Annotated in this window: 20 protein-coding genes and 2 other annotated features; of the genes, 17 read left to right on the top strand and 3 right to left on the bottom strand. The window is 40.0% G+C overall.

The window, feature by feature from the left end:
* The first annotated feature begins 588 nt into the window (after window positions 1-588).
* From thrS to RCG25_RS07010, 7 genes are all read left to right on the top strand, one after another.
* The gene (thrS, locus tag RCG25_RS06980; protein ID WP_308082942.1) at window positions 589-2,523 is read left to right on the top strand and encodes a threonine--tRNA ligase; all 1,935 of its coding nucleotides are present in this window, start codon (window positions 589-591) and stop codon (window positions 2,521-2,523) included.
* A 172-nt stretch (window positions 2,524-2,695) separates the two neighbouring features.
* Window positions 2,696-2,827, top strand: a sequence feature (ribosomal protein L20 leader region).
* Window positions 2,828-2,968: 141 nt separating this feature from the next.
* Window positions 2,969-3,472 (top strand): translation initiation factor IF-3, encoded by a 504-nt coding sequence (gene infC, locus RCG25_RS06985; protein WP_308084118.1) that lies wholly within the window; start codon window positions 2,969-2,971, stop codon window positions 3,470-3,472.
* A gap of 16 nt (window positions 3,473-3,488) precedes the next feature.
* A complete protein-coding gene (rpmI, locus tag RCG25_RS06990; protein WP_308082943.1) occupies window positions 3,489-3,689 on the top strand; it encodes a 50S ribosomal protein L35 in 201 nt (66 codons plus the stop codon).
* 37 nt (window positions 3,690-3,726) lie between these two features.
* Window positions 3,727-4,083: a 50S ribosomal protein L20 gene (gene rplT, locus RCG25_RS06995; RefSeq protein ID WP_308082944.1), complete on the top strand. Its 357-nt coding sequence runs from the start codon at window positions 3,727-3,729 to the stop codon at window positions 4,081-4,083.
* A 59-nt stretch (window positions 4,084-4,142) separates the two neighbouring features.
* Entirely contained in the window at window positions 4,143-4,412 is a 270-nt protein-coding gene (locus RCG25_RS07000; protein ID WP_308082945.1) for a DUF1294 domain-containing protein, read from the top strand.
* Window positions 4,413-4,416: 4 nt separating this feature from the next.
* Window positions 4,417-4,908, top strand: coding sequence for a dUTP diphosphatase (locus RCG25_RS07005; RefSeq protein ID WP_308082946.1), 492 nt, complete (start codon window positions 4,417-4,419; stop codon window positions 4,906-4,908).
* A 74-nt stretch (window positions 4,909-4,982) separates the two neighbouring features.
* Window positions 4,983-6,068: a M42 family metallopeptidase gene (locus tag RCG25_RS07010; RefSeq protein WP_308082947.1), complete on the top strand. Its 1,086-nt coding sequence runs from the start codon at window positions 4,983-4,985 to the stop codon at window positions 6,066-6,068.
* Window positions 6,069-6,151: 83 nt separating this feature from the next.
* On the opposite strand, the gene sspI is transcribed toward RCG25_RS07010, so the two are convergent.
* Window positions 6,152-6,358, bottom strand: a complete 207-nt coding sequence (gene sspI / locus RCG25_RS07015) for a small acid-soluble spore protein SspI (RefSeq protein WP_308082948.1) — start codon at window positions 6,356-6,358, stop codon at window positions 6,152-6,154.
* 122 nt (window positions 6,359-6,480) lie between these two features.
* Between sspI and RCG25_RS07020 the strand changes: the two genes are divergently transcribed.
* From RCG25_RS07020 to RCG25_RS07035, 4 genes are all read left to right on the top strand, one after another.
* Window positions 6,481-7,242: a TrmH family RNA methyltransferase gene (locus RCG25_RS07020; protein ID WP_308082949.1), complete on the top strand. Its 762-nt coding sequence runs from the start codon at window positions 6,481-6,483 to the stop codon at window positions 7,240-7,242.
* 58 nt (window positions 7,243-7,300) lie between these two features.
* Window positions 7,301-7,552, top strand: a binding site (T-box leader).
* Between the two features lie 69 nt (window positions 7,553-7,621).
* Window positions 7,622-8,659 (top strand): phenylalanine--tRNA ligase subunit alpha, encoded by a 1,038-nt coding sequence (pheS, locus tag RCG25_RS07025; protein ID WP_308082950.1) that lies wholly within the window; start codon window positions 7,622-7,624, stop codon window positions 8,657-8,659.
* An 11-nt stretch (window positions 8,660-8,670) separates the two neighbouring features.
* On the top strand, window positions 8,671-11,085 hold the full coding sequence (gene pheT, locus RCG25_RS07030; protein WP_308082951.1) for a phenylalanine--tRNA ligase subunit beta: 2,415 nt from the start codon (window positions 8,671-8,673) through the stop codon (window positions 11,083-11,085).
* 167 nt (window positions 11,086-11,252) lie between these two features.
* Window positions 11,253-12,227 (top strand): nuclease-related domain-containing protein, encoded by a 975-nt coding sequence (locus RCG25_RS07035; protein ID WP_308082952.1) that lies wholly within the window; start codon window positions 11,253-11,255, stop codon window positions 12,225-12,227.
* A gap of 179 nt (window positions 12,228-12,406) precedes the next feature.
* Here RCG25_RS07035 and RCG25_RS07040 read toward each other — a convergent pair whose 3' ends face one another.
* Complete coding sequence (locus RCG25_RS07040) at window positions 12,407-12,706, bottom strand: 4a-hydroxytetrahydrobiopterin dehydratase (protein WP_308082953.1); 300 nt, start codon at window positions 12,704-12,706, stop codon at window positions 12,407-12,409.
* Window positions 12,707-12,744: 38 nt separating this feature from the next.
* Window positions 12,745-13,692: a ribonuclease HIII gene (gene rnhC / locus RCG25_RS07045; protein ID WP_308082954.1), complete on the bottom strand. Its 948-nt coding sequence runs from the start codon at window positions 13,690-13,692 to the stop codon at window positions 12,745-12,747.
* Window positions 13,693-13,829: 137 nt separating this feature from the next.
* On the opposite strand from rnhC, the gene zapA reads away from it, so the two are divergent.
* The 6 genes from zapA (at window position 13,830) to RCG25_RS07075 (ending at window position 21,204) form a co-directional block, all read left to right on the top strand.
* Window positions 13,830-14,090 (top strand): cell division protein ZapA, encoded by a 261-nt coding sequence (gene zapA, locus RCG25_RS07050; protein WP_308082955.1) that lies wholly within the window; start codon window positions 13,830-13,832, stop codon window positions 14,088-14,090.
* 6 nt (window positions 14,091-14,096) lie between these two features.
* A complete protein-coding gene (locus RCG25_RS07055) occupies window positions 14,097-14,639 on the top strand; it encodes a CvpA family protein (protein WP_308082956.1) in 543 nt (180 codons plus the stop codon).
* An 84-nt stretch (window positions 14,640-14,723) separates the two neighbouring features.
* A complete protein-coding gene (gene polX / locus RCG25_RS07060) occupies window positions 14,724-16,442 on the top strand; it encodes a DNA polymerase/3'-5' exonuclease PolX (protein ID WP_308082957.1) in 1,719 nt (572 codons plus the stop codon).
* A 14-nt stretch (window positions 16,443-16,456) separates the two neighbouring features.
* Window positions 16,457-18,814 (top strand): endonuclease MutS2, encoded by a 2,358-nt coding sequence (locus RCG25_RS07065; RefSeq protein ID WP_308082959.1) that lies wholly within the window; start codon window positions 16,457-16,459, stop codon window positions 18,812-18,814.
* Window positions 18,815-18,833: 19 nt separating this feature from the next.
* Entirely contained in the window at window positions 18,834-19,238 is a 405-nt protein-coding gene (locus RCG25_RS07070) for a DUF350 domain-containing protein (protein ID WP_308082960.1), read from the top strand.
* 262 nt (window positions 19,239-19,500) lie between these two features.
* Window positions 19,501-21,204 carry an AMP-binding protein gene (locus RCG25_RS07075; protein WP_308082961.1) on the top strand — a complete coding sequence of 568 codons (1,704 nt, stop codon included), beginning with the start codon at window positions 19,501-19,503 and terminating at the stop codon, window positions 21,202-21,204.
* Window positions 21,205-21,257 lie beyond the last annotated feature (53 nt).

Below are 21,257 nucleotides of genomic sequence, written 5' to 3' on the forward strand. Positions count from 1 at the left end.
TTAGTTTTATGCACCTTGCAATTTTAAAAGTAAATCATTATAATAACGTACATAGCAAATATGTAGTAAAAGTAATGATAAGGACAACAGTATTTCATTTACGGTTTCTAGAGAGGAAGACCACCGGCTGAAAGTCTTCTAACACGGGATAAATACTTACCACCTTTAAACTTCAGCAGTGAACATTTCCTGTTCTATGGAATTAGTAATTGTTGACGGCAACAGCCGTTACCTGACCAAAGTCATGATTAATCGTTTGTATTGAACATGAAAAATTGGGTGGAACCACGTGTTAATCAAAACTCGTCCCTATTCCAGGGACGGGTTTTTTTATTTTTATGCTGTGTTAAAGAACAGTGTTGATTTTTACACCCTGTTGATTGGAGCGGAAGGCGCGAAGACTCCTGTGGGAGTACGGTTCAGGGGAGACCCCGCAGGCGCAAGCGCCGAGGAGGTTCGCCGAAACGCCCACGGAAAGCGAAGCGCCTGGAGCGGAAATCAACAGGAAAATTTAACATAGCCTATTTTTTAAAGCGTTTGACGGATATTGATAGTCCATGAACGCTCAAAATCAAAGGAGGAATTACCATGTCAGACGTTGTTAAGATTTCGTTTCCAGATGGGGCAGTAAAGGAGTTTCCACGGGGAACAACAACGGAAGATATTGCCGCTTCCATTAGCCCTGGCCTCAAGAAAAAAGCTATTGCTGGTAAATGGAATGGAACTATGTTCGATCTTCGTCGTCCCATTATGGAGGACGGTTCTATAGAAATCGTTGTTCCTGAATCAAGTGATGCGCTAGAGGTATTGCGTCACAGTACAGCACACTTAATGGCTCAAGCTGTAAGAAGACTGTATCCAAATGCAAACCTTGGTGTAGGTCCGGTGATCGAGGGTGGATTTTATTATGATATGGACCTTGAGGTGTCGTTAACACCAGAGGACCTTCCAAAAATCGAAAAAGAAATGGCGAAAATCGTTAATGAAAATATCGAGATTGTTCGCAAAGAAGTAAGCCGTGCTGATGCTGTTCAATTATTTAAAGAAGCAGGAGACCCTTACAAGCTTGAACTAATTGAAGCGATTCCTGATGAAGAAACCGTGACAATCTACGAACAAGGTGATTTTTTCGACCTTTGCCGTGGGGTTCATGTTCCTTCAACAGGAAAAATTAAAGAATTTAAACTTTTGAGCATTGCGGGTGCTTACTGGCGCGGTGATAGCAATAATAAAATGCTGCAACGTGTCTACGGAACAGCCTTTTTTAAGAAAGAGGATTTAGCTGAACACCTTCGCCTTCTTGAAGAAGCAAAAGAGCGTGACCACCGTAAAATTGGTAAAGAGCTGAGCTTATTTACAACTAATCAATTAGTCGGTCAAGGGTTGCCACTATGGCTTCCTAAAGGGGCTACTATCCGCCGTGTAATCGAACGATATATCGTTGATAAAGAACAGCGACTTGGTTACGACCATGTTTATACACCAGTTATGGGTAGCGTTGATTTATATAAAACTTCTGGTCACTGGGATCACTATCATGAAGATATGTTCCCGGTTATGGAGATGGATAATGAGCAATTAGTTCTTCGTCCAATGAACTGTCCGCATCATATGATGGTTTACAAGAACAGCATTCACAGTTATCGTGAGCTTCCGATTCGAATTGCTGAGCTCGGTACACAGCATCGTTATGAAATGTCTGGTGCCCTTTCTGGTCTGCAGCGTGTTCGGGGAATGACTCTAAATGATGCGCATATTTTTGTTCGCCCTGATCAAATTAAAGAGGAATTCAAACGCGTCGTTAACCTTATTTTAGCGGTCTATAAAGACTTCAATCTGAATGAGTATTCTTTCCGTCTTTCCTATCGTGACCCTCAGGACACTGAAAAATATTTTGATGATGATGCAATGTGGGAAAAAGCTCAGGGGATGTTGAAGGAAGCTATGGACGAACTTGGACTTAATTATTATGAGGCTGAAGGCGAAGCTGCTTTCTATGGTCCAAAGCTTGATGTTCAAGTTAGAACAGCTTTAGGTAAAGATGAAACTCTTTCCACTGTTCAACTTGACTTCTTACTTCCAGAGCGATTTGACTTAACTTATGTGGGTGAAGATGGTAAGCCGCATCGTCCTGTTGTTATCCATCGTGGTGTCGTATCAACAATGGAACGTTTTGTTGCCTTCTTAATAGAAGAGTATAAAGGAGCATTCCCTACTTGGTTGGCACCAGTTCAAGTTCAAGTGATTCCTGTTTCTCCAGGTGTTCACTACGATTATGCTAAGCAAGTACAGGAACAGCTTCAAAATGAAGGCTTCCGTGTAGAATTAGATGGCCGTGATGAAAAGATTGGTTATAAAATTCGTGAAGCACAAATGCAAAAAATACCATATATGCTCGTTGTCGGTGACAAAGAAGTAGAAGATCATGCGGTTAACGTTCGTAAATATGGTGAGCAAAACTCAGAAACAAAGCCGTTTGCAGACTTCCTAGCCGAAATAAAAGCGGAAGTGCAAAGAGGATAAATTTTTCAGAAAGAGAGGGTCATTCCTCTCTTTCTTTTTGTTTTTGAAAAAAATATATTGAATAATTTTTGGTTTCTTGCTACAATAAATTTCGTTGTCATGAATAAATAGTTCGTTTGACAATACGTCTTTGTTTATGTTATAGTTACAAAGGTTAAATTGAATATGATTTTGGGAAAAGAAGAAGCACCCGCTTCTCACCTGATTGACGCATACGGCAGTTGGCAGGTTTTACGTGAACTTTTTGTTTATTTACTTATGTTTCGTAAAGTGTGGGTGTATTCATCCGCACTTTTTTGTTTGTGTACTTAAGAAATAGCATTTATAAAAAGTTTTATACCTGTCGATTCCAACTAGGGTGTCAAATAGTAAGGTGAATCATTCTTGTACCCAAGACGTTGTATTCGTGAAAAAACCTTGGAGGTGGCTAATTATTAGCAAAGACATGTTGTTAAATGAGGGCATCCGCGCTCGCGAAGTTCGTCTGATTGACCAAAATGGCGAACAGTTAGGGATCAAATCCAAAAACGAAGCGTTGGAGATTGCTGGACGAGTAAATCTTGATTTGGTACTTGTAGCACCAAATGCAAAGCCTCCGGTAGCCCGGATTATGGACTATGGCAAATTCAAATTCGAGAATCAAAAGAAAGAAAAAGAAGCTCGTAAGAATCAAAAGATTATTACTACTAAAGAAGTTCGTCTAAGCCCAACGATAGATGAGCATGACTTTAATACAAAGCTTCGTAATGCTATTAAGTTTTTGGAAAAAGGCGACAAGGTAAAAGCATCCATCCGATTTAAGGGTCGGGCAATTACCCATAAAGAAATTGGTCAACGTGTATTAGACCGTTTCTCTGAAGCATGCAAGGAAGTAGCGACTATTGAGTCACATCCAAAAATGGATGGCCGAAGCATGTTCTTGGTTTTAGCACCTAAAGCTGATAAGTAATAAGGAGGATATTCCAATGCCAAAAATGAAAACTCACCGCGGCGCTGCAAAGCGTTTCAAAAAGACTGGTTCTGGTCAACTTAAGCGTGACCATGCTTATACAAGCCATTTATTCGCGAACAAATCTACAAAAGCTAAGCGTAAACTTCGCAAAGGATCTCTTGTTTCTAAAGGCGATTTCAAACGCATTCGTCAATTATTAACTTACGTTAAGTAATCTCGGACAGATTGATTTATTATAGGAGGGAAATTACATGCCACGTGTAAAAGGCGGTACAGTTACTCGCAAACGTCGTAAAAAAGTTCTTAAATTAGCAAAAGGTTATTACGGTTCAAAACATACATTATATAAAGTTGCTAACCAACAGGTTATGAAATCTTTAATGTATGCGTTCCGCGATCGTCGTCAAAAGAAGCGCGACTTCCGCAAACTTTGGATTACTCGTATCAATGCAGCAGCTCGTATGAACGGTCTTTCTTACAGCCGTTTAATGCATGGCTTAAAGCTTGCTGGTATCGAAGTAAACCGCAAGATGCTTGCTGAATTAGCAGTAAGCGATGCTAACGCATTTGCTGAATTAGCAAACCAAGCTAAACAACAACAAAAATAATTAAAGATATAAAGCCATTCTCTCTTGAGGATGGCTTTTTCTATAAGGGGGATACAGCTTTGGATAGTAAACTGGTTTTACTTTTGGTTTATGTCGTAATGAGTCTAATAGGACTTTTTATTATGGGAGAAGATAAAAAGCGTGCCAAGAAGCATCAATATCGAATTTCTGAGCGGACATTATGGCTGGTAGCATTATTCGGCGGTGCCATCGGAACGACTGCAGGAATGCAGATTTACCGTCATAAAACAAAGCATTTAGCATTTCAAATCGGCTTTCCCTTTCTAGCGGGAGTCGAACTGATACTTTTAATAAAGGCTTGGTGGTAATCGTATGCAACTTAAAAAACTATTTGAGATGCAAAAGGCATTAGATTCACATATAGAAGAAAAACATCAACTGCAAAATGAGGCTTTATTTGATCGCAAGGTTCTTGCCTTGCTTGTGGAAATTGGAGAATTGGCAAATGAAACTCGTTGTTTTAAGTTTTGGAGTGTCAAGCCTTCCTCAGATAAAGCTGTGATTCTTGAGGAGTTTGTGGACGGAATCCATTTCATATTGTCACTAGGGATTGAATGTGGTTTTAATGACATGGAACTTAATTTAAAGGTGAATCAAACAAGTTCGGATGTGACCGAACAATTCCTGATAGTATATGAGACAATTGGTTTGTTTCAAAAGAGCAAAAAGTTTAATGATTACATTAGGGTTTTTGAAGCATATTTGCAGCTGGCTTCCTTGCTTGGATTCAACGAGAAAGAAATGGAGCAGGCATATTTTCTTAAAAACGAAGTAAATTATCAAAGACAACAAAATAACTATTAGCAGAAAAATTGTAAATTTACAGTTTTTTTAGGTATAATGAAGGTCGGATATACATAATTAGGGGGGCTAAATAAGTGGCAAAACTTGATGAAACATTATTGATGTTAAAAGACTTAACCGATGCCAAAGGGATTCCCGGCAATGAGCGTGAAGTACGCGAAGTAATGAAGAAATACATAACTCCATTGGCTGATGAAGTAACTACTGACGGCCTTGGCAGTTTAATTGCTAAGAAGGTTGGTAAAGAAGGCGGCCCGAAAATTATGGTTGCTGGTCATTTAGATGAAGTCGGTTTCATGATCACACAAATCGACGATAAAGGCTTTCTACGTTTTCAACCAGTTGGCGGTTGGTGGGGACAAGTTATGCTTGCACAGCGCGTTACCATCGTTACAAAAAAAGGCGATGTAACGGGTATTATCGGTTCAAAGCCACCACATGTTTTATCAGCTGAAGCTCGTAAGAAACCAGTTGAAATTAAAGATATGTTCATTGATATCGGTGCGTCCAGCCGTGATGAGGCACAGGAGTGGGGCGTACGTCCTGGAGATATGGTTGTTCCATACTTTGAGTTTACTGTGATGAACAACCAAAAGATGCTTTTGGCTAAAGCTTGGGATAACCGCATTGGCTGTGCCATTGCGATTGATGTATTACGACAGCTACAAGGCACTGACCATCCGAACGTTGTTTATGGTGTAGGAGCCGTTCAAGAGGAAGTTGGTCTGCGTGGGGCGAAGACTGCCGCTGCTAAAATCCAACCGGATATCGGTTTTGCTGTTGATGTCGGTATTGCGGGTGATACGCCTGGAATCACTGAAAAAGAAGCAATGAGCAAAATGGGCAAAGGTCCACAAGTGGTCATTTACGATGCTTCCTTAGTGGCACATAAAGGGCTTCGCGATTTCGTTACAGATACAGCAGAGGAACTAAACATTCCTTTCCAATACGAGTCCATCCCTGGCGGTGGTACAGATGCTGGTTCAATCCATCTAACACATAATGGGGTTCCTGCATTAGCGATCACGATTGCGACCCGTTATATCCATTCGCATGCAGCGATGCTTCATCGTGATGATTATGAAAATGCGGTTAAGCTAATTGTCGAAGTTATCAAACGCCTAGACCGTGAGGCAGTTGATAAAATTACATTTGAATAATAAAAAGGAAATCCCTGGTGGAAGTTGCCAGGGGTTTTTTGCAGAAAAAAGCTGCCGATTTCATTTCGGCAGCTACACGGAGTTTACTTTAACCCGCTTTCAAGAGTTTCAAGCATTTCTTTTTTCTCTTCTTCAGAAGAATTCTTCCAAATGATTTCAAATAGAACGCCAAGACCTGGGAGCATTTTTTCTTCTCCATTTTGAATAGCATCTACAATTGTATCTTCTAATTGATCCTGCGTATTACCAGAGACATTGTGAATAATCGCATTTCGCAAATTTAAGTTCATAAACACACACTCCTTTTTATAACCTTCATTCTTTTATATCATTTCTATTATGTGGTTTTATTATGTATCCTTTTTAGGCTATAATGAGAAAATCAGAAGAGTTTTTTAAAGGAGAACCAGTTTTGAAACATATTGAATCAGTAAATAATCCTAAGGTAAAACAATGGAAAAAGCTTTTAACGAAAAAAGAGCGCGATAACACCGAATCATTTATCGTAGAAGGCTTTCATTTAGTTGAAGAAGCACTAAAACAAGGAGAACAGGTATTAGAAATTATTGTTTCCGAGAAAGTTGGCCTGCCGCCGCGTTGGGATGTAAGTTCTACTCCAGTTACTCTTGTTACGGAGGAGATTTCTGATCTGTTAACAGAAACGGAAGCACCGCAAGGTATTTACGCCGTTTGCAGAATGCCAAGTAAGAGGACGGAGGCTCAGGCGGAAGAAGGTCAAACCTACTTATTGATCGATGCGGTCCAGGATCCAGGAAACCTTGGCACGATGATTCGCACAGCTGATGCAGCAGGGATTGACGCAGTGATCGTTGGGCGTGGGAGTGTGGATATTTATAACTCCAAGGTTTTAAGAGCTGCACAAGGAAGCCATTTTCACCTTCCAATTCTACGAGCTGACCTTCATGAATGGGTGGATAAGCTCCATGAAAAAAATATTCCTGTATATGGGACAGCGCTTGAAGGAGCAGCAGTTTATACAGAAATTGCAGGTGGAAAATCCTTCGCTTTAATTGTGGGTAACGAAGGCAGCGGTGTTGGGAAAGATTTGCTTTCTACCACAACGAAGAATCTTTATATCCCAATTTACGGAAAAAGCGAATCATTAAACGTAGCCGTGGCCACAGGGGTTCTTCTTTATTATTTGAAAAAATAGGCGAAAACTAGTTTGACCTTAAAAGGAAAATTATTATATAATAATGCAATATTGAATAGTAAAGACGATGACGGAGAAAAGTATCTGATTCAGAACCATTTAGGGAGAAAGTGTCGTGACTGAAAACACTTTTATGGAAAGGTTCAGAGAAGTTCACCTCCTGAGTTGGCATCGGGACCACAATCGGGCACCTGCCCTTTAGTGTAAAGATGCACCGGCCTAAGCCGTTATCCCAATGAAGCGAACACATGTGTTTCTACATACCGTGTTTACAAGGGTGGTACCGCGAATCAACAACCTCGTCCCTTTCCAGGGATGGGGTTTTTTTGTTTGTTTGCAGGACTACAAACATAATGACAATTTATAAGGAGGAATAGACATGCAAGAACGTTTAAAGGAATTGCAGGAAGAGGCTATTCAAAAAGTTGAACAGTCCACAAGCTTAAAAGAACTAAATGATATACGTGTTGCGTATTTAGGCAAAAAAGGCCCAATTACGGAAGTGCTTCGCGGTATGGGTAAGCTTTCAGCGGAAGAAAGACCAGTTATGGGGGCTCTTGCGAATGAAGTACGTGAAGCTATTGCAGTTAAAATTGAAGAGAAGCAAAAGGGACTAGAAGAAGCGGCTGTTTTAGAAAAATTAGCTTCTGAAAGTATTGATGTTACTCTTCCAGGACGCCCTGTTAAGGTAGGAAACCATCATCCATTAACAAGAATCATTGAGGAAATTGAAGATTTATTTATTGGAATGGGCTATCAAGTTGCAGAAGGTCCAGAAGTGGAGCAGGATTATTATAACTTTGAAGCTCTTAACTTACCGAAAGGGCACCCTGCCCGTGATATGCAGGATTCTTTCTATATTACAGAGGAAATCCTTCTTCGTACACATACATCGCCAGTACAAGCGCGGACGATGGAAAAGCATCAAGGTAAAGGTCCAATTAAGATTATCTGCCCTGGTAAAGTGTACCGCCGCGATAATGATGATGCGACACACTCCCATCAGTTCATGCAAATCGAAGGATTAGTTGTCGGCGAAAACATCCGCATGAGCGATTTAAAAGGAACATTAGAGGTATTTGCGAAGAAAATGTTTGGGGAAGACCGTGAAATTCGCCTAAGACCAAGTTTCTTCCCTTTCACAGAGCCTTCTGTTGAAATGGATATCTCTTGTAAAATTTGCGGTGGCAAAGGCTGTAACGTGTGTAAGCAAACGGGCTGGATTGAAATTTTAGGAGCAGGAATGGTTCATCCGAATGTTCTTGAAATGGCAGGCTACGATTCTAAGAAATACACTGGATTTGCTTTCGGTATGGGACCAGAACGGATTGCAATGCTGAAATACGGTGTGGATGACATTAGACATTTCTATACCAATGATGTACGTTTCTTAAAACAATTTTCAAAACATGAATAGGAGGTTACGACATGTTCGTTTCATATAAATGGCTTCAGGATTATATCGATTTAACTGGAGTAACAGCTGATGAGCTAGCTGAAAAAATTACGAAGAGCGGAATTGAAGTTGAAGGAGTAGACATTCTTAACGAAGGTATCAAAGGAGTGGTTGTTGGTCATGTTCTAGAGCGTGAGCAGCATCCAAATGCCGATAAATTAAGTAAATGTCTGGTTGATGTGGGCGAAGAGCAGCCTGTACAAATTATCTGTGGTGCACCAAATGTGGCACAAGGACAAAAGGTAGCAGTAGCGAAGGTTGGAGCAGTTCTACCAGGTAATTTTAAAATTAAACGCGCGAAGCTTCGCGGCGAAGAATCAAATGGCATGATTTGCTCTCTTACCGAGCTTGGAATGGAAGGGAAAGTCGTTCCAAAGGAATATTCTGAAGGAATCTTTGTTTTTCCAGCCGATGCAGAGGTCGGTGTAGATGCACTTGAATTACTTAATCGTGATGACGAAGTTCTAGAGCTTAGCTTAACGCCAAACCGTTCGGATTGCTTGAGCATGCTTGGTGTTGCTTATGAAGTGGCAGCGATTCTTGGAAGAGAGGTTAAACTTCCAGAAACGAGCTTGGAGCCTACTAGTGAAAAAGCATCTGATTACGTTAAGGTAGTGGTTGAAGCGAAAGACGATAACCCGCTTTACGTGGCAAAAATTATTAAAAATGTAAAAATTAGTCCTTCACCACTTTGGATGCAAACACGTTTAATGTCTGCAGGCATTCGTCCGCACAATAACGTTGTCGATATTACCAACTATATTTTATTAGAATACGGTCAGCCATTACACGCATTTGATTATGATCGCCTAGGTTCAAAAGAGATTCTTGTTCGCCGTGCAAACCATGGCGAAAAGTTTGTAACACTTGATGACGTAGAACGGACATTATCATCGGATCATCTTGTGATTACTAATGGTTCAGAACCTGTAGCTCTTGCTGGTGTCATGGGTGGTGCCAATTCGGAGGTAACTTCAGACACAACCACTGTTTTATTAGAGGCTGCTTATTTTAACGGTGGGACTGTTAGAAAAGCATCCAAGGATCATGGATTAAGAAGTGAAGCGAGCGCTCGCTTTGAAAAGGGTGTGGATCCAAACCGTGTCCGTGTAGCTGGTGAACGTGCAGCCTATCTGATGGCAAAATACGCTGGCGGAGAAGTGTTAGAGGGAGCTTCAGAGGTAGATACACTTACTGTCGAACCAGCAGTGGTATCAATTACTCTTGAAAAAATCAATCGTGTCCTAGGCACAGAGCTTCAAATGAGCGATGTAAAGGATATCTTTGATCGTCTTCAATTCTCAGTTAGTGTAGAGCAGGATACGATTACTGTTACGGCACCAACACGACGCGGAGATATCCGAATCGAAGAAGATCTATTAGAAGAAGTAGCTCGTCTATACGGCTATGATAACATTCCAAAGACATTACCAATCGGTTCTACTACTGCTGGAAAGTTGTCCGAGTATCAAAAGAAGCGTCGAGTGGTCCGTCAGTATCTTGAAGGAGCAGGCTTGTATCAAGCCGTTACTTATTCCTTAACAAGTGAGGAAAAAGCGGCACAATTTGCTCTTGAAAAGCGCGATACCATCCGTTTAGCAATGCCGATGAGCGAGGAACGCAGCGTGCTTCGTTTGAGCATCATGCCACAGCTGTTAGAAGTATTAAAATATAATAGCGCTCGTCAAAACGATAGCTTAGCCGTATATGAAACAGGTGCTGTATTCTTGGCAAATGGCGAAGATACGCTTCCAACCGAAAAAGAACATGTTGCAGGTGCAGTAACTGGTCTTTGGCACAGTCATTCATGGCAGGGTGAAAAGAAGGCAGTAGATTTCTTCGTTGTAAAAGGTATTTTAGAAGGAATGTTTACTAAGCTTGGCTTATCTGACAAAGTCCAATATGTTCAAGCACAGGTAGAAGGAATGCATCCTGGCCGTACAGCGGAAGTTCTCTTTAACGGTGAGAAAATCGGCTTTGTGGGTCAAGTACACCCAAATGTGCAGAAAGATCTAGACTTAAAAGATACGTATGTATTCGAACTTTCTTTACAAGCGATCCTTGAAGCAGAAGCACCAGTATTACAATATGAAGCGATTCCACGCTTCCCATCTATCACAAGAGACATTGCTCTAGTGGTAAACAGTGAAATGGTGTCAGGCACCTTGAAGGATATCATTTTAACGACAGGTGCACCGCTTCTTAAAGAGGTTCATGTGTTTGATTTATATGAAGGCGACAAGATGGAAGAAGGCAAGAAGTCGATTGCATTCTCATTAAAATATGCGGATCCTGAACGTACACTGACTGATGAGGAAGTAACAAAGGTTCACAGCAGTGTTCTTAAGGCATTAGAAGAAAAAGCAGGCGCGGTTTTACGCGGATAATTTCATAAAAATAGAAAGAGGCCGGCTCGGAAAAATTTTTCGGGCTGGTTTTTTTATTGATTTTTTCTAATGAAATTCTTATGTTTGTAACAATTTTCGCTAAAATTCGGCAGGGATTTTGAAATTCTTTTAGAAAAACATTATTAAATTGAAAGGAGTGAAAATGATTGGTTGTTAAAGAAAGGAATATTCCATTAGTAATGCTTATTTTAGAGGCTTTGTCCAGACGGCTGCCCTTAAATTATCCTAAATACCAGCAGGTTTTAGAGGAATTAGGAAGGAGGCAAGCTGGATACAAAGGTGAGGTAAGTCTTGATTATTACTTACGTTTACTCCCAATGGATAAGTACACAATACTCCACGATTTAAACCTTCCAGATGGTGACTACAACTGCCAAATAGATACTCTCCTCCTAACAGAAGAATTCGCCCTTATTATTGAAGTGAAAAATATGGCTGGCAAACTAATTTTTGATACAGAAAATGAACAGTTTATGCAAGTAAATAATGAGAAGGAAAAAGGTTATCCTTATCCCATAGCTCAAGCAGAAAGGCATAGAGATCACCTTGAGAAACTAATGGCAGAATATAAATTTCCTGCTGTTCCAATTTTATACCTTGTGGTTATCAGCAATGGGTATTCTTCGTACGTAATTACCGGAAAAAATTCTCATAAAGTAAAGGCTCGCGTATGTAAAGCAGATGTTTTACTAAAAAGAATTTCTAGTATTGAAAATCAGTATTCCAAGCCTACTCTCAATGCTAAAGGGATCCGAAAGCTTAGTCGTCTATTGATAAAACTGAATACAATTCCAACCAATTATATTTTTAAAAAATATCAAATCAATAAAACGGATGTATTAACTGGTGTCTTTTGCCCTACCTGCAATCATGTTCCATTGATTCGTAAGAAAAAGAAATGGTACTGCACTTCATGTAACATATACTCAAAAGATGCACATGTAACTGCCCTAAAGGATTATTTTTTGCTAATAGATTTAATAATTACAAATCAGCAATTCCGAGTATTTGTTCAACTAGATTCAATTGATACAGCTGGAAGAATGTTACGATCTGAAAAAAATATAAAAGCCGATGGGACAAAGAAGATGCGTATGTATATTCCGGTTAATTTTCCGTGAATTGTACGAACGCAAATAAAACTAGCTTTATCGCAAATAAACATATTCTTTTCGCAAATAAAACCGCTACTTACGCAAATAAAAGACCATTTTTCGCAAATAAACCTATCAAAACACGATAAGAAAGTATAAAAAGAGGAAGTCTCTAAGTAAATTAACTAGAGACTTCCTCTTTTTTTCTATTTTTCTTTATATTTTTCATAAAAAGCATCATATTTCTTCGCCAATTCCACATCCAAATCAGTCAATCCCCCGGCATTCCATGATGTGAGCCGCAAAGTAACTAATTTATAGTCGATCGCGATAAATGGATGATGGTTGACCTGTTCAGACAACTCCGCAATTTCATTCACGAAAGCAACACCTTTTAAAAATTCATGAAAACGATATTTTTTCACGATGAATTTACCGTCGAGTTTCCAACCTGTTAACTCCGCAAGGAATTGACCAATCTCTGTTAAACTAAGTCTATTTGCCAAAATATCCCCTCCCACAATAAGTGTATTCGCCACACCTGTCAGAACTTCCTTTTATTTACTAGAGCCATTGCTTTATCCGTGTTAGCGAAGTGGAGTTTCACAAAGGAGGGGAGAATATCACGCCCTTTACTCACAATCAGCTTGGCCGCAGCCACATCTACCTGTGCCCCTGCACCCTTTGGAATCTTAAAACCTGCTGCTTCACTCAGCTTGTCAATATATTGGACGAAGGCGTAGCGAGCTAGAATACTGGCAGCAGCAACAGCTAAATGAATCCCTTCTGCTTTCGTACTGAAACAAACTTTTTCTTTAGCAATCGCTTTTTGGCTTTTCAGATGCTGAAAATAAGTACTCGGCTGTACAAATTGATCAATGAGGATCGCTTCTGGCTGATTGGGGGCAATCTTCTCCAGAACATTTAATATCGCCTGATTATGAAGAATCGCCTTCATTTTCCCTTGTGACATACCCGACTGCTGCAGCTTATTATATTTATCATTTTTCAAAGTCATTAAGCTGAACGGTACAACATCCTTGATAACCTTTGCAATCGCAATGATTTTTTCATCATTTAAGTCCTTTGAATCGCGGACACCTAATTCTTTTAATAGAGGGATATGTTCTTTTTTTACATAGGCGGCAACAACGGTAATCGGACCGAAAAAGTCTCCCGTCCCCACTTCATCAGAACCAATAGCAGACATTTGACTGATGCCAGGTGGCAAATCCCCTTTAGCAGAAGAAACAACCTTTTTAGCACCACCAGCCCCAGCTGATAAAGCAACACTGCCCCATCTACCAGCTTCCTTTTCACTATCATTTCCCTGAAATAACACCTTGCCGGAATTGTATGCTGTGATGACACAACCTGGAGTCTTGGCCGAAAACACGCTTCCAGGCGGATTTTTTTCCACAAGCTGCTTCGAGTAATACTTCTTCATTTCCGTAATTTCATTTATTCCTAATTTAATTACCACATTTCCCAAGTAAAAAACACCACATTTCCACTTATTATTATCTCTTAAACTCAAGCTATCTCTAGTTTTTAATTAGTTTGACTTTTCCAGTTCGAATAGTTCATGTTATGATAGAGAGTAGGATTCTTTGATTGGAGGCATTTGCGTTGTCAAACACACAAAAACACAGAACAACCGTAGATATTTACGGTCAGCAATACGTTATTATGGGTACGGAAAGCCCAAGTCATATTAGGCTTGTAGCATCTTTAGTTGACGATAAAATGCGGGAAATCAGTTCTAAGAATCCATCTCTGGACGTTAGTAAGCTTGCCGTTTTAACAGCCGTAAACGCAGTCAATGATTATATTAAAATTAAGGACCAATTCGACCGACTGCAAACAGAACTACTAAAGGAAAAGGACTAATTTATCATGTTAGATTTAGCTATTATTATTCTCTTAATTATTGGATTCTTTGTTGGCCTTAAAAGAGGCTTTATACTGCAACTTGTGCATTTAACCAGTTTTATTATTGCATATGTAGTCGCTACAATATACTATGAAGAGCTGGCTCCAAAGTTAACCCTGTGGATTCCCTATCCAAACCTAGGTGAAGGAACAACTTTAAAGCTCTTAACTGATAGCACTAATATGGAGACCGCATTCTATCGTGCCATCTCTTTTGTAATTATCTTTTTTGCTGTGAAAATCCTCTTGCAAGTAATAGGGTCCATGCTGGATTTCATTGCTCATTTGCCGGTTCTACGCCAGTTAAATGTGTGGGCAGGAGGAATCTTCGGTTTCTTGGAAGTCTATCTCATTATATTTATTTTATTATATATTGCTGCTTTGATTCCAATAGATTTTTTACAAAATCCTTTGGACAACTCGTTTATGGCAAAAGCAATTGTGAACCACACCCCTATCCTTTCACAGCAAATAAAGAGCTTGTGGATTGAATATACAGCTGCTTGAACTTCTCTGTAGCAGAGAAGTTTTTCTATTCTGCCATAAAGTAGGCTAAAATGAAAATGCTAAATATGAGGCGGGTGAATCATAATGGAAGTTAATAAAAAAGATTTGATTCGTTTACTAGAAACGATTGCTATTTATATGGAATTAAAAGGAGAGAATCCTTTCAAGGTATCGGCCTTCCGTAAGGCAGCTACTGCACTTGAAACAGATGAGCGAACTTTAACAGAAATTGAGGATTTTACAGCGATCTCAGGAATTGGAAAAGGGACTGCCGCTGTAATAGAAGAATACATGAAAGAGGGATCCTCTTCCGTGTTAGCTGAGCTCAAGGAAGAAGTCCCATCAGGACTCATTCCGTTACTGCAGCTTCCTGGTCTTGGCGGTAAGAAAATTGCCAAGCTATACAAAGAATTAGGGGTCGTAGACGTTTCTAGCTTAAAAGAGGCCTGCCAAACAGGAAAAGTGCAGGCGCTTGCTGGATTTGGTAAGAAGACGGAAGAGAAAATCTTAAGTGCTATTGCAAATGTGGGAAATCGACCTGAGCGGCTACCGCTAGCTTACATGCTCCCAATTGCGGAACAGATTGAGGTAAGACTTGCTGAAACCCCGGCTATCGATCGTTTTTCAAGGGCAGGAAGCCTGCGAAGAATGAGAGAGACGATTAAAGATTTAGACTTTATTATAGCAACCACTCAACCAGAGAATGTTCGTCAATCTCTATTAGAATGGCCAAATATCAAAGAAGTGGTTGGTGCGGGTGATACAAAGGTCTCCTTAGTTTTTGCCTTTGATTATGATGTCTCCGTTGATTTTCGTTTGGTGAAGCCGGAGGAATTTATTACAACCTTGCATCATTTTACAGGGTCAAAGGACCACAATGTCCGCATGAGGCAGCTTGCTAAAGAACGCGGGGAGAAGATTAGTGAGTATGGAGTAGAGAATGTTGAGACTGGTGAAATTCTTACCTTCTCGTCTGAAGATGAATTTTTCAAGCATTTTGAACTCCCGTTTATTCCACCTGAAATTAGGGAGGACGGCAGAGAAGTAGATACATTCACAGCTCAGCAAGAATTAATTGAGCTTGAAGATATAAAAGGGGATCTCCACATGCATTCTACGTGGAGTGATGGGGCCCATTCCATTGAGGAAATGGCGGAAGCGTGTCGTGCTCGAGGATATCAGTATATGGCAATTACCGACCATTCCCAATATTTAAAGGTTGCGAATGGACTGACGCGTGAAAGGCTGTTAAAGCAGAGGGAAGAAATCAAACAATTAAATGAGAAATACGATGATTTTCTCATCCTTTCTGGAGTAGAAATGGATATTCTTCCTGATGGGACGTTGGATTATGAGGATGACCTCCTAGCTGAAATGGATTTTGTTATTGCCTCCATTCATTCGGCCTTTTCTCAGTCGAGGGAAAAAATCATGGAGCGTTTAAAAACCGCTTTAACCAATCACCATGTGGATTTAATTGCCCACCCGACAGGCAGGAAAATTGGTCGTCGAGAAGGATATGACGTGGATATTGATTTACTGATCGAGCTAGCTAAAGAAACCAATACAGCTTTAGAACTAAATGCAAATCCAAATCGACTTGATTTGGCTTCAGAATATTTAAGAAAAGCACAGGATTCAGGTGTAAAGATTCTCATCAATACAGATGCACACAAAATGGATACATTAAAGCATATGGAAATAGGTGTTTCCACTGCCAAAAAGGGCTGGATAAAAAAATCATCCGTGTTAAATGCACTCGACAAGAATGATCTGCTTGAATTCCTGCACAATCGACAATAAGGAGGATTTACTCCATGCAAGAAAGAGCATTAAAAGTATTAGAATTCACCAAAGTGAAGGAACAGCTGTTAAACCATGCTTCTTCTTCACTTGGTATGGAAAAAATAAAGAACTTGATGCCATCAATTGATTTTGATGAAGTGGTTGCACTTCAAGCAGAAACAGATGAGGCTGCCACTGTCTTACGTATAAAAGGGAATGTCCCACTATCAGGGGTTTATGATATTCGTGCTCATGTAAAACGGTCGATCATTGGGGGTGTTCTTAGCCCACAAGAGTTGGTCCAAATTGCCAGCACCATTCATGCCAGTCGACAGATGAAACGTTTTATTGAGGAGATTGCTGCTGAGAGAACCGAGCTTCCAATCTTATCCGAACAAGTGGAGCGAATTATCCCCCTTACAAACCTAGAGCAAGCTATCAAATATGCCATCGATGAAAGTGGAGAAGTATTAGATGGAGCAAGCGAACTTTTACGTTCCTTAAGACATCAGCTTCGCTCGAATGAAGCGAGGGTACGGGAAAAATTAGAAAGTATGATTCGTTCCTCCAATGCAAGTAAAATGCTTTCCGATGCGATTGTTACCATTCGTAATGACAGGTTTGTTATTCCTGTTAAGCAGGAGTACCGCGGCCATTACGGTGGGATTATCCATGACCAAAGTTCATCCGGACAAACCTTATTTATTGAGCCCCAAGTGATTGTGCAGTTAAATAATCAATTGCAGGATATTCGGGTCAAGGAACAACTAGAAATTGAACGGATCCTTTCCGAACTTTCCGCGCAAGCAGCAGAGCATGAAAGTGAGCTGCAGGTGATTGTTGCCGTGTTAGCAAATTTGGATTTTATTTTTGCAAAAGCTAGATATGGCAAACAAATGAAAGCTTCCATGCCGATTATGAATCATGAGGGAAGAATTGCCTTATATAAGGCGAGACATCCATTAATTCCAATCGATGAAGTCGTTGCCAATGACATTATGCTTGGGAAAGACTACACGACGATTGTCATTACCGGACCGAATACAGGGGGAAAAACGGTAACTTTAAAAACGCTAGGATTGTGTTCCTTAATGGCTCAGGCGGGATTACAAGTGCCTGCCTATGACGGGTCAGAACTAGCTGTCTTTGATGCGATTTATGCGGATATTGGTGATGAACAGTCGATTGAACAAAGCCTAAGTACGTTTTCATCACATATGGTCAATATTGTCGACATTTTAAATAAAGTGGACTTTAACAGCCTTGTTTTGTTTGATGAGCTTGGTGCAGGAACGGATCCTCAGGAAGGTGCGGCACTAGCCATCTCTATATTAGATGAAGTGCATAGAAGAGGTGCGAGGGTAATCGCAACGACACACTACCCTGAATTAAAAGCCTATGGCTACAACCGGGAAGGCGTACTAAACGCCAGTGTGGAGTTTGATGTAGAGACATTAAGTCCAACGTATAAATTGCTGTTAGGCGTCCCAGGGAGAAGTAATGCCTTTGAGATTTCAAAACGATTAGGACTTAATGATCGAGTCATACAATCGGCGCGTTCACATGTTAGCGAGGATACGAATCAAATCGATAAAATGATTGCTTCCTTAGAGGAAAGCAAACGGCAAGCAGAGAAAGAACAAGAGGAAGCCCGCGATTTCTTGAAGCAAGCAGAGATGCTGCATAAAGATTTGCAAAAGCAAATGATGGAATTTTACGAGAAGAAAGACTCCATGCTGGAAAAAGCGGCTGAAAAAGCGGAAGAGATTGTAGAAGAGGCTAAGACGGAGGCAGAGAAGGTTATTCGGGACCTCCGCAAAATGAGAACGGAAAAGCATGCGGACATTAAAGAGCATGAATTAATTGATGCGAAAAAGCGTCTTGAAGAAGCAGCTCCGGAAATTAAGAAATCAGCGAAGCTGACCAATAAGAAAAATAAGACGCATACCTATATGCCTGGAGATGAAGTAAAAGTCCTTACCTTTGGCCAAAAAGGCACACTTGTCGAACGTGTGTCTGAAAATGAATGGCAGGTTCAGATCGGGATCTTGAAGATGAAGGTCAAGGAGAAGGATATGGAGTATATGAGCACGCCGAAGCAAGTGGAGACAAAACCAATTGCTATTGTAAAAGGGCGGGACTCATATGTTAAACTAGAACTAGACCTTCGCGGTGAGAGATATGAAGATGCTTTATTAAAAGTAGAAAAGTATATTGATGATGCCCTTCTATCAAGTTATCCACGCGTATCCATCATCCATGGGAAAGGGACTGGGGCCTTAAGGCAGGGAGTTCAGGAGTATTTAAAAAATCATCGTTCCGTTAAAAAAATTCGCTTTGGAGAAGCTGGAGAAGGCGGGTCTGGCGTTACCATAGTAGAATTTAAATAATGACCGGGGAGATTAAGCTATGGACCAGTTTTGGGAGAACGAATACATTCAAATAGCTGCCTATTATAGTGTTGTTATTTTATGTATGATTGTTTTTTTAGCCATCTTTGAAGTAGTAACGAAGTATAAAAATTGGGTGGAAATAAAAAATGGAAATATTTCTGTTGCGATGGCTACCGGCGGGAAAATATTTGGTGTAGCTAATATTTTTCGCCATACTATTGAGGCACATAATTCCTTACTTAACATGATTGGCTGGGGAATATATGGTTTTACGCTTTTATTAATTGGCTATTTTATTTTCGAATTTTTAACACCAAAATTCAAGATTGACGAAGAAATTCAAAAAGACAATCGTGCAGTGGGGCTGATTTCCATGGTCATTTCAATTGGATTATCCTATGTCATTGGGGCAGGAATTTAGTTAGGGGAGAAAAGAGTGGAGACATTAGCTAAAATCCTTCTTGGATTATGTGGCTTATTTTTACTAATAGGAATTATATATATGGTGTTTTTTGCATAAAGAACTACTAAACAATCTTTAGGATGAAAGAGGCTGACATCAATCAGCCTCTTTTTTCTGTACTATTATTCAGTGGTTTCATTGTTAATTTTCACACGCTGTACTATAATAGATAGTGAAATTAGAATTTTTAAAATTATTTATACAAAAAGGGAGGTTTATTATGTTAGAGTCTAAACCGTGGTTAGACATTTATCCGAAAGACATTCCCGCTACACTGCACTACTCCCAAGATCCTGTTCAAAGTTACTTGCAAAAAACAGCGGAAAGGTTTCCAGATAAGATTGGGATTCATTTCATGGGAAAAGAGTTAACCTACAAGAAACTTTATGAAGAAGCCTTGAATTTTGCAGGGTATTTACAGGAAATAGGTATCTCAAAAGATGACCGAATTGCCATCATGCTCCCAAATACTCCGCAGGCTGTCATAAGTTATTTTGGTATTCTGATGGCAGGCGGAATTGTTGTACAGACCAATCCTTTATATACGGAACGTGAGCTTGAATACCAAATGAAGGATTCCGGAGCAAAGGCCATCATCACATTAGATATCCTCTACCCCCGTGTATCGAAAATCATGCCGCAGACTGATTTACAGCATATTATTGTAACCGCTATCAAAGATTACCTGCCATTCCCGAAAAATCTTGCCTATCCTTTCATCCAGAAAAAACAATATGGAATCGTCGTAAAAGTAAAACATGAAGGAAGTACCCATCTGTTCACAGAAATTGTAAAAATGAAACCGAAGAAATTAACCACGTATGAAGTCAATCCTGAAGAGGACATTGCGTTACTTCAGTATACTGGGGGAACAACCGGTTCTCCAAAGGGAGTCATGCTTACCCACAAAAACTTAATTTCAAATACAGCAATGAGTGAAGCCTGGTTATACAAAGCGAAATTGGGTGAAGAATCGATGCTGGGAATTGTCCCCTTTTTCCATGTCTATGGAATGACAGTTTGCATGATTTTATCGATAAAGATGGCATGTAAAATGATTCTATTGCCTAAATTTGATGCTGTAACCACTTTGAAAACGATTCACAAACAGCGGCCAACCTTATTTCCTGGGGCACCAACCATTTATATTGGATTATTAAACCATCCGGATTTGAAAAAATATGACCTTTCTTCTATTGAAGCCTGTATCAGTGGCTCAGCACCACTTCCACTCGAGGTTCAGGACAAATTTGAAGAAGTTACAGGTGGTAAGCTTGTAGAGGGGTATGGCTTATCAGAAGCTTCTCCGGTTACCCATTCCAACTTCTTGTGGGATGTAGAACGAGTGAAGGGAAGCATTGGCGTACCTTATCCCGATACGGATGTCAAAATCCTTTCAGTCGATACAGGTGAGCCTGTACCAATAAAAGAAATAGGAGAAATTGTAATCAAGGGACCGCAAGTGATGAAGGGCTACTGGAATCGGCCTTCAGAAACCGAGGAAGTCTTAAAAGATGGCTGGCTATATACTGGTGACCTTGGGTATATGGATGATAAAGGTTATTTTTACGTCGTTGACCGTAAAAAAGATATGATTATTGCAGGTGGATATAATATTTATCCACGAGAAATAGAAGAAGTTTTATATGAACATCCAGATGTGCTTGAGGCAGTTGCGGCCGGGGTGCCAGACCCATACCGCGGAGAAACAGTCAAAGCCTACATCGTTTTAAAAGATGGTTCATCTGTGACAGAAGAAGAAATGAATCAATTTGCAAGAAAATATTTGGCTGCCTATAAAGCACCAAGGCTATATGAATTTAGAAAAGAATTGCCTAAAACAGCCGTTGGAAAAATTTTAAGAAGAATGCTTGTAGAAGAAGAGATGAGAAAAATAGAAGAAGAAAGTACAAAGCAGGCCTAACAGCCAATAGCTCAGATTTTTTTTTGAATTCATATGCTTGTCTATAAAAAGAA

This window comes from Neobacillus sp. PS2-9 (assembly GCF_030915525.1).
GTDB lineage: Bacteria > Bacillota > Bacilli > Bacillales > Cytobacillaceae > Neobacillus.

Coding starts and splice junctions, on each gene's coding strand:
- thrS (WP_308082942.1), top strand. CDS start 589: ATGTCAGACGTTGTTAAGATTTCGTTTCCAGATGGGGCAGTAAAGGAG.
- infC (WP_308084118.1), top strand. CDS start 2,969: ATGTTGTTAAATGAGGGCATCCGCGCTCGCGAAGTTCGTCTGATTGAC.
- rpmI (WP_308082943.1), top strand. CDS start 3,489: ATGCCAAAAATGAAAACTCACCGCGGCGCTGCAAAGCGTTTCAAAAAG.
- rplT (WP_308082944.1), top strand. CDS start 3,727: ATGCCACGTGTAAAAGGCGGTACAGTTACTCGCAAACGTCGTAAAAAA.
- RCG25_RS07005 (WP_308082946.1), top strand. CDS start 4,417: ATGCAACTTAAAAAACTATTTGAGATGCAAAAGGCATTAGATTCACAT.
- sspI (WP_308082948.1), bottom strand. CDS start 6,358: ATGAACTTAAATTTGCGAAATGCGATTATTCACAATGTCTCTGGTAAT.
- pheS (WP_308082950.1), top strand. CDS start 7,622: ATGCAAGAACGTTTAAAGGAATTGCAGGAAGAGGCTATTCAAAAAGTT.
- pheT (WP_308082951.1), top strand. CDS start 8,671: ATGTTCGTTTCATATAAATGGCTTCAGGATTATATCGATTTAACTGGA.
- RCG25_RS07055 (WP_308082956.1), top strand. CDS start 14,097: ATGTTAGATTTAGCTATTATTATTCTCTTAATTATTGGATTCTTTGTT.
- polX (WP_308082957.1), top strand. CDS start 14,724: ATGGAAGTTAATAAAAAAGATTTGATTCGTTTACTAGAAACGATTGCT.
- RCG25_RS07065 (WP_308082959.1), top strand. CDS start 16,457: ATGCAAGAAAGAGCATTAAAAGTATTAGAATTCACCAAAGTGAAGGAA.
- RCG25_RS07070 (WP_308082960.1), top strand. CDS start 18,834: ATGGACCAGTTTTGGGAGAACGAATACATTCAAATAGCTGCCTATTAT.
- RCG25_RS07075 (WP_308082961.1), top strand. CDS start 19,501: ATGTTAGAGTCTAAACCGTGGTTAGACATTTATCCGAAAGACATTCCC.